The organism is Nocardia sp. NPDC019395, assembly GCF_040632335.1.
Classification (GTDB): Bacteria; Actinomycetota; Actinomycetes; order Mycobacteriales; family Mycobacteriaceae; genus Nocardia.
Genome location: NZ_JBEYBT010000040.1, coordinates 1 through 6827 on the forward strand (window position 1 = coordinate 1; position 6827 = coordinate 6827).

Sequence of the window (6827 nt, forward strand, 5' to 3'; positions counted from 1 at the left end):
CCTTGGTCTCGTTCTTCACTCCCGCCGGTCGGTCGCTGCGCTCCCTTCCTCTGGTCGCTCCAGAACGAGACGGGCCCCGAACCACCAAGGTGGACCGGCCGCATGCGGGAAACGGGGGGTCGGATGCGGACCGACTGGCGGTAGGGGGATCGAACGCGCCTGGCGGCGACGCCCCGACGGCCTTGCGGCCCCGGCACGCATAAGGTCACTCGTATGCCGAGTTCTGCTGTCGCGGCTTCGCCCGCCGGGCTGTGTGCCTTCATCGATTCGTCTCCTTCCCCGTTTCACGTGTGCCGGACCATCGCCGAGGAGTTGGACGCCGAGGGTTTTGTCCGCCTCGACGAAACCCAGCCCTGGCCCAACGCCGGGGGCCGGTACTACATCGTGCGCGGCGGATCGCTCGTCGCCTGGGCGGATCCCGCGCAGACCGGGCCGTTCCGCGTGGTGGGGGCGCATACCGACAGCCCGAATCTGCGGGTCAAACAGCATCCCGATCTGACGGTGGCCGGGTGGCAGTTGGTGCGGCTCGAGCCGTACGGCGGGGCATGGTTGAACTCCTGGCTGGACCGTGAGCTGGGGCTTTCGGGGCGGCTCAGTGTGCGGGAGGGGAACAGCCTCGTCGAGCGGTTGGTGCGGATCGACGAGCCGATCCTGCGGGTTCCGCAACTCGCCATCCATCTTTCCGAGGACAGGCGCGGGGTGGCCCTCGACCCGCAGCGGCATGTGAACGCGATCTGGGGTGTGGGTAGTGAGCCCGCGTCCTTCCTGGGCTATGTGGCCGACGCTGCCGGGGTGGATCCGGCGGCGGTGCTCGGCTGGGAACTGATGACTCACGATCTGGCGGCGAGCCGTGTGATCGGCGTCGGCCGGGACCTGATCAGTGCGCCGCGGCTGGACAATCAGGGCACCTGTTACGCGGGCCTGCAGGCATTCCGGACGGCTGTGGACAACCCGGGGTCGGCGGTTCCGGTGCTCGCGGTATTCGACCATGAGGAGGTCGGCAGCCAATCCGACCGCGGCGCGCAGTCCGAGCTGCTGCCCACAGTGCTCGAGCGGATCGTGCTGGCCCGGGGTGGCGGCCGGTCCGATTTCCTGGCCGCGATGGCGGGTTCGGTGTGTGCCTCCGGCGATATGGCGCATGCCACCCACCCGAATTATCCGGAGCGGCACGAACCGTCGCACGGTATCGAGATCAACGGCGGTCCGGTGCTCAAGGTCAATCAGAACCTGCGCTACGCCACGGACGCGGTCGGCGCGGGAGCGTTCGCGCTGGCCTGTGCGCGGGCCGGGGTCCCGATGCAGCGGTATGTACATCGTGCCGATCTGCCCTGCGGTTCGACCATCGGTCCGATGACCGCGGCCCGCACCGGGATGCCGACTGTGGATGTCGGTGCGCCCCAGCTGGCGATGCATTCGGCGCGGGAGCTGATGGGTGCCGCGGATATCACCGCCTACGCCGCGGCGCTGGCCGCCTTCCTCGCTCCCGAGGATTGAGTCCGGCCGCCCGCTTACGGAGGTCGTGTCCGGGACGACCCGTTCGAACGCCTCCGGCGTGGCCGTTTCACTGCCGTCCGGCGGTGGTTCCCCCGCTCGATGCCGGCGACGCCGACCGGGAGCAATCGGCTGGCGATGAACGGCCGGCCTGCCGCGGTCCTTGTCCAGGTGGGGCCGGGAGCCCGCCCGGCGCAGGTGAAACGTAAGATTCGTGCTGGATCGAACCTGTCGGGGCCCCGCCGTCGAGGCCCCGTGTTCCGGCCCTGCCCCGTACTCCCGATATGCCACGGCGAACCTGCCGAAACGCAGCCGTGGTGTGGTGGTCACGAGGCCAGGAAACCGGAGCCCGCGCGCGCCGGCGCGTCAACCTACGAAAGGATCCTGGTAATCCCGTGACTGAGCTGGTCGATACGGTCGCCACCGCCGCCGCAACCCCGGATACGCCGCAGCCGTACGCCGAGCTCGGCCTCAAGGACGACGAATACGCGCGGATCCGGGACATCCTGGGTCGCCGGCCCACCGATGCCGAACTGGCCATGTATTCGGTCATGTGGAGCGAGCACTGCTCCTACAAATCCTCGAAGGTGCATCTGCGTTATTTCGGGGAGACCACCACCGACGAGATGCGCGCCGAGATGCTCGCCGGTATCGGCGAGAACGCGGGTGTGGTCGATATCGGTGACGGCTGGGCGGTCACCTTCAAGGTGGAGAGCCACAACCATCCCTCCTACGTGGAGCCGTATCAGGGCGCGGCCACCGGTGTCGGCGGGATCGTCCGCGACATCATGGCCATGGGTGCGCGGCCGATCGCGGTGATGGACCAGCTGCGCTTCGGTGCCGCGGATGCCGCCGATACGCGTCGCGTGGTCGACGGCGTGGTGCGTGGGGTCGGCGGTTACGGCAACTCGCTGGGGTTGCCGAATATCGGCGGCGAAACCGTCTTCGATGCCTCCTACCAGGGCAATCCTCTGGTGAATGCGTTGTGCGCCGGGGTCATGCGGGTGGAGGATCTGCATCTGGCCTTCGCGTCCGGTGCCGGTAACAAGATCATTCTGTTCGGCGCGCGCACCGGTCTCGACGGTATCGGTGGCGTTTCGGTGCTCGCCTCGGACACTTTCTCCGGCGACGAATCCGGCACCGGCCGCAAGAAACTGCCGAGCGTTCAGGTGGGCGACCCGTTCACCGAGAAAGTCCTCATCGAATGCTGTCTGGAGCTGTACCACGCCGGGCTGGTCGTCGGTATCCAGGACCTCGGCGGCGCCGGGCTGTCCTGCGCGACCTCCGAGCTCGCCGCGGCCGGTGACGGCGGTATGCGGATCGACCTGGACCGAGTCCCGCTGCGGGCGGCCGATATGACTCCCGCGGAAATCCTGTCCAGCGAATCGCAGGAGCGGATGTGCGCGGTGGTGACCCCGGAGAACGTGGACGCGTTCCTGGCGGTCTGCGCCAAATGGGACGTGCTGGCCACAGTGATCGGCGAGGTCACCGACGGTGAGCGGCTCGAGGTCACCTGGCACGGGGAGACCGTGGTGGATGTCCCGCCGCGCACCGTGGCGCACGAGGGACCCGTGTACGAGCGCCCTGTCGAACGCCCCACCGACCAGGACACCCTCAACGCCGATACCCCGGACAACCTCCCGCGGCCGAAAACCGCCGAGGAACTGCGCGAGACGCTGCTGAAGATGGTGGCCAGCCCGCAGTTGTGCAGCCGCCGGTGGATCACCGAACAGTACGACCGCTACGTGCGCGGTAACACCGTCCTCGCCGAACACGCCGACGCCGGCATGATCCGGGTGGACGAGGCGACCGGTCGCGGTATCGCGCTGGCCACCGATGCCAACGGCCACTACACCAGGCTCGATCCCTACACCGGCGCCCGCCTGGCCCTGGCCGAGGCGTACCGCAACGTGGCCAGCACCGGCGCCACCCCGAAGGCCGTCACCAACTGCCTGAATTTCGGGTCCCCGGAGGATCCCGGCGTGATGTGGCAGTTCCAGCAGGCCGTGCGCGGTCTCGCCGACGGATGCGTGGAGCTCGGCATCCCGGTGACGGGCGGCAATGTCAGCTTCTACAACCAGACCGGGGAGAACGCGATCCTCCCCACCCCGGTGGTCGGGGTACTCGGCGTGATCGACGATGTGCACCGCCGCATCCCCACCGGGCTCGGCCTCGAGCCGGGGGAGACGCTGATCCTGCTCGGCGATACCCGGGACGAGTTCGGTGGTTCGGTGTGGTCGCAGGTCGCCCACGGCCACCTGGGCGGGCTGCCGCCGCAGGTCGATTTCGCTCGCGAGAAGCTGCTCGCCGAGGTGCTCACCGCCGGCTCCCGCGACGGCATGATCAGCGCCGCCCACGACCTCTCCGAGGGCGGGCTGGCCCAGGCCGTGGTCGAGGCCGCGCTGGCCGGCGAAACCGGCTGCCGGGTGCTGCTGCCCGAGGACGCCGACCCGTTCGTCATGTTGTTCGCCGAATCCGCGGGACGGGTACTGGTCGCGGTGCCCCGTTCGGAGGAAACGCGGTTCACCCGGATGTGCACAGCCCGGGAACTGCCCTGGGTGCGGATCGGTGTGGTGGATCAGGGCGCCGATTCGATCGAGGTACAGGGCCAGTTCTCGATCACCATGGCCGAACTGCGGGCCGCGCACGAGGACACCCTGCCGGCTCTTTTCGGCGGTCATGCCTGACTCCGGGGCGGGCGTGCCACGCCGGGGGTGACCCGAGCCACCCGCCGGCGCCGGTTCCGCCCGCCATACTGGACAGGTGCTGGAAACCGCCGACACGATGACCAGATTGCGGTCGCGTTGTGTCGCGGTGATCGAGCGAACCGAGCGGATCATCGACCTGAACTATGTGGGTCTGGTGGTCGCCACGGTGTTCTTCGCCCTCTCGGTGACCCCGTCGCTGCTGCCCCGGGACTGGATGTTCCAGGGCCTGATCAGCGGGATCAACGCGGCCCTCGGGTACGGCGTGGGATGCCTGCTGGAATGGCTGTTCCGGCTGTGGATCCGGCCCCGCCTCACCAGGATTCCCGCGCCACCCACCTGGGTCCGGTACGCGCTGAAATCCGCGGTACTGCTCGGCGCGGCGGTAAGCGCCGGGTACATGCTCGTGCAGTCGGCGCATTGGCAGCGCGAGATCGCCGCGCTGATGGGAATGGAGGGAACCACCACCCCGGCCTATCTGCGCACCGGCGGACTGAGCCTCACCATCGGCATACTCGTCGTCGCCGGCTACCGCACCGCCCGCGAGATCGTGCTCTTCCTCGCCAAGGAACTGAACCGCTGGGTCCGGATACCGCGGGAACTGGCGCCGGCGGCCGGAGCGCTGCTGCTCGTACTGCTCGTGGTGACCCTGTTCAACGGTGTGGCGACCCGGGCGTTCTTCGCCGTCGCCAACTCCGCGTTCAGCGTCCGCAATCACAACACCTCCGAATACGCCGTACAGCCCCAGCTGCCGGAACGTTCGGGCAGCCCGGAGTCCTTGGCCGCGTGGGACACCCTCGGTTTCGAGGGCCGCTGGTTCGTATCGCACGGACCCAGCGCGGAACGGATCTCCTGGGTCACCGGCCGCCCCGCCCGCGAACCGATCCGCGCCTATATCGGACTCGAATCCGTGGCCGATACCGAACGCACCCAGGCCGAACTGGCCGTCGCGGAACTCGAGCGGACGGGCGCTTTCGACCGAAAAGTGCTGGTCGTGGTCACCACCACCGGTACCGGCTGGGTGAACTCGATGGCCGCCAGCGCGATCGAGTACATGTACGGCGGCGATTCGGCCCTCGTGGCCAGCCAGTACTCGTACCTGCCCAGCGCGCTGTCCTTCCTGGCCGACCGAGGTAAAGCCGCCGTGGCAGGCCGGGAGTTGTTCGACGCCGTATACGAACACATCCGCACCCGCGCGCCCGAAGAGCGGCCGAAACTGCTGGTGTACGGCGAAAGCCTCGGGTCCCAGGGCTCGGAGGCCGCGTTCGACGGCCTGGCCGATCTGCGCGCGAAAGTCGACGGTGCGCTCTGGGTGGGCCCGCCGAACTCCAACCGGCTGTGGCAGCAGTACATCAGCCGTCGCGACCCGGGTTCCCCGGAAACGCAGCCGGTGTACGCCGACGGCCTGGTGATCCGGTTCGCCGACGATTCCGCCGATCTCGCCGCTCCGGGCCCGGAATGGCGGGCCCCGCGGATCGCCTATCTGCAGCATGCCTCCGACCCGATCGTCTGGTGGTCACCGGATCTCCTACTGACCGAGCCGGATTGGCTGTCCGAACCGCGCGGCGCGGATGTCTCGCCGCGGATGCGCTGGGTGCCGCTGGTGACGTTCTGGCAGGTCACCGCGGACCTCACGAACGCGCAGGGCGTCCGCGACGGGCACGGCCACCGGTACGGCAGCCTGGTGATGGACGCCTGGGCGGCGATCACCCGGCCACCGGACTGGAATCCGGAACTGGCGGAACGGATACGACTGGAGATCGAGGCGTACGAGGCCTACGAGCGCGAGGTGAAATGAGAACCCGGGTCGTCGCCGCGGTGGCCGCGCCGCTGCTGTGGAACAACTGGTTGTTACCGCGCCTGGCACTGGGGCACCGGGGGCGCACCGCGGCCAATGCTGTCGTGGCCACCGGGTACGCGCTGACGTTCGGTGGCCGCCCGGACTGGTCGTCCGGCAGGGGGGTCCGTATCGGGGCCGGCTGCGCGGCCGGGGTCGCGATCGGGTGCGCGGCGGCGTTCGCGATACCGGCGGTACGGGGCTCGCTCGCGGTCGCGGAGGAGCGGGCGGCGGATGTCGGGACGCTGGAATGGGTGGCGGTGCATATTCCGCTCGGTACGGTCTACGCCGAGGAACTGATCTTCCGGGCGACTCTGGATCCGCTGCTGGACAGGGAATGCGGGGGTCGTATCGGTACATTGCTGGGCGGCGCGGTTTTCGGTCTCTGGCATATCTATCCGGCTCGCGTCGCGGGTGACAATGTTCTGGGCACTGTTGTGTTCACGGGCGGGGCAGGTCTGGTGTTCGGAGGTCTGGGGCGTTGGGCGGGGAGTGCGACGGCTCCCGCACTGATGCATTGGGCGGTGAATGCGGGTGGTGCTTTGCTGTCGCGGGTTGGGTCTGATGTGGGGCTGGGGCAGGTGGGCTCTGAGGGCGGGGGTGGGGAGCAGGACTGTTCGTGACGGCTGTTGTGTTCTTGGCGCGATGGTCAGGGAAGGTGACAAGCGGGGGTAGTCCGGGAAGGTGAGAAGCTGATCGGTTCGTGAAGGTTCTGTGTTTTTTGGCGCCGCCTGCGGCGTCGCGGGTTCGGGGCCCCCTTGGTCTCGTTCTTCACTCCCGGCGCTCAGTCGCTG

The 6827-nt window shown here is 68.7% G+C and carries 4 protein-coding genes; all 4 read left to right on the forward strand.

What is annotated here, in order from left to right; all coding sequences use genetic code 11:
* Positions 1 to 213: 213 nt before the first annotated feature.
* The 4 genes from ABZ827_RS31230 to ABZ827_RS31245 all read left to right on the forward strand — a co-directional run bounded on the left by ABZ827_RS31230 (position 214) and on the right by ABZ827_RS31245 (position 6656).
* The gene (locus tag ABZ827_RS31230) at positions 214 to 1494 is read left to right on the forward strand and encodes a M18 family aminopeptidase (protein WP_357244681.1); all 1281 of its coding nucleotides are present in this window, start codon (positions 214 to 216) and stop codon (positions 1492 to 1494) included.
* A 392-nt stretch (positions 1495 to 1886) separates the two neighbouring features.
* On the forward strand, positions 1887 to 4178 hold the full coding sequence (gene purL / locus ABZ827_RS31235) for a phosphoribosylformylglycinamidine synthase subunit PurL (protein ID WP_357244685.1): 2292 nt from the start codon (positions 1887 to 1889) through the stop codon (positions 4176 to 4178).
* A gap of 97 nt (positions 4179 to 4275) precedes the next feature.
* Positions 4276 to 5994, forward strand: coding sequence for an alpha/beta hydrolase (locus ABZ827_RS31240; protein ID WP_357244692.1), 1719 nt, complete (start codon positions 4276 to 4278; stop codon positions 5992 to 5994).
* The gene (locus tag ABZ827_RS31245) at positions 5991 to 6656 is read left to right on the forward strand and encodes a CPBP family intramembrane glutamic endopeptidase (protein ID WP_357244688.1); all 666 of its coding nucleotides are present in this window, start codon (positions 5991 to 5993) and stop codon (positions 6654 to 6656) included. The genes ABZ827_RS31240 and ABZ827_RS31245 overlap by 4 nt, the downstream gene beginning before the upstream one ends.
* Positions 6657 to 6827 lie beyond the last annotated feature (171 nt).

What these genes read in the sequence shown, in the direction of transcription:
- ABZ827_RS31240 (WP_357244692.1), top strand. Translation starts at nt 4,276, where the DNA reads ATGACCAGATTGCGGTCGCGTTGTGTCGCGGTGATCGAGCGAACCGAG.
- ABZ827_RS31230 (WP_357244681.1), top strand. Translation starts at nt 214, where the DNA reads ATGCCGAGTTCTGCTGTCGCGGCTTCGCCCGCCGGGCTGTGTGCCTTC.
- ABZ827_RS31245 (WP_357244688.1), top strand. Translation starts at nt 5,991, where the DNA reads ATGAGAACCCGGGTCGTCGCCGCGGTGGCCGCGCCGCTGCTGTGGAAC.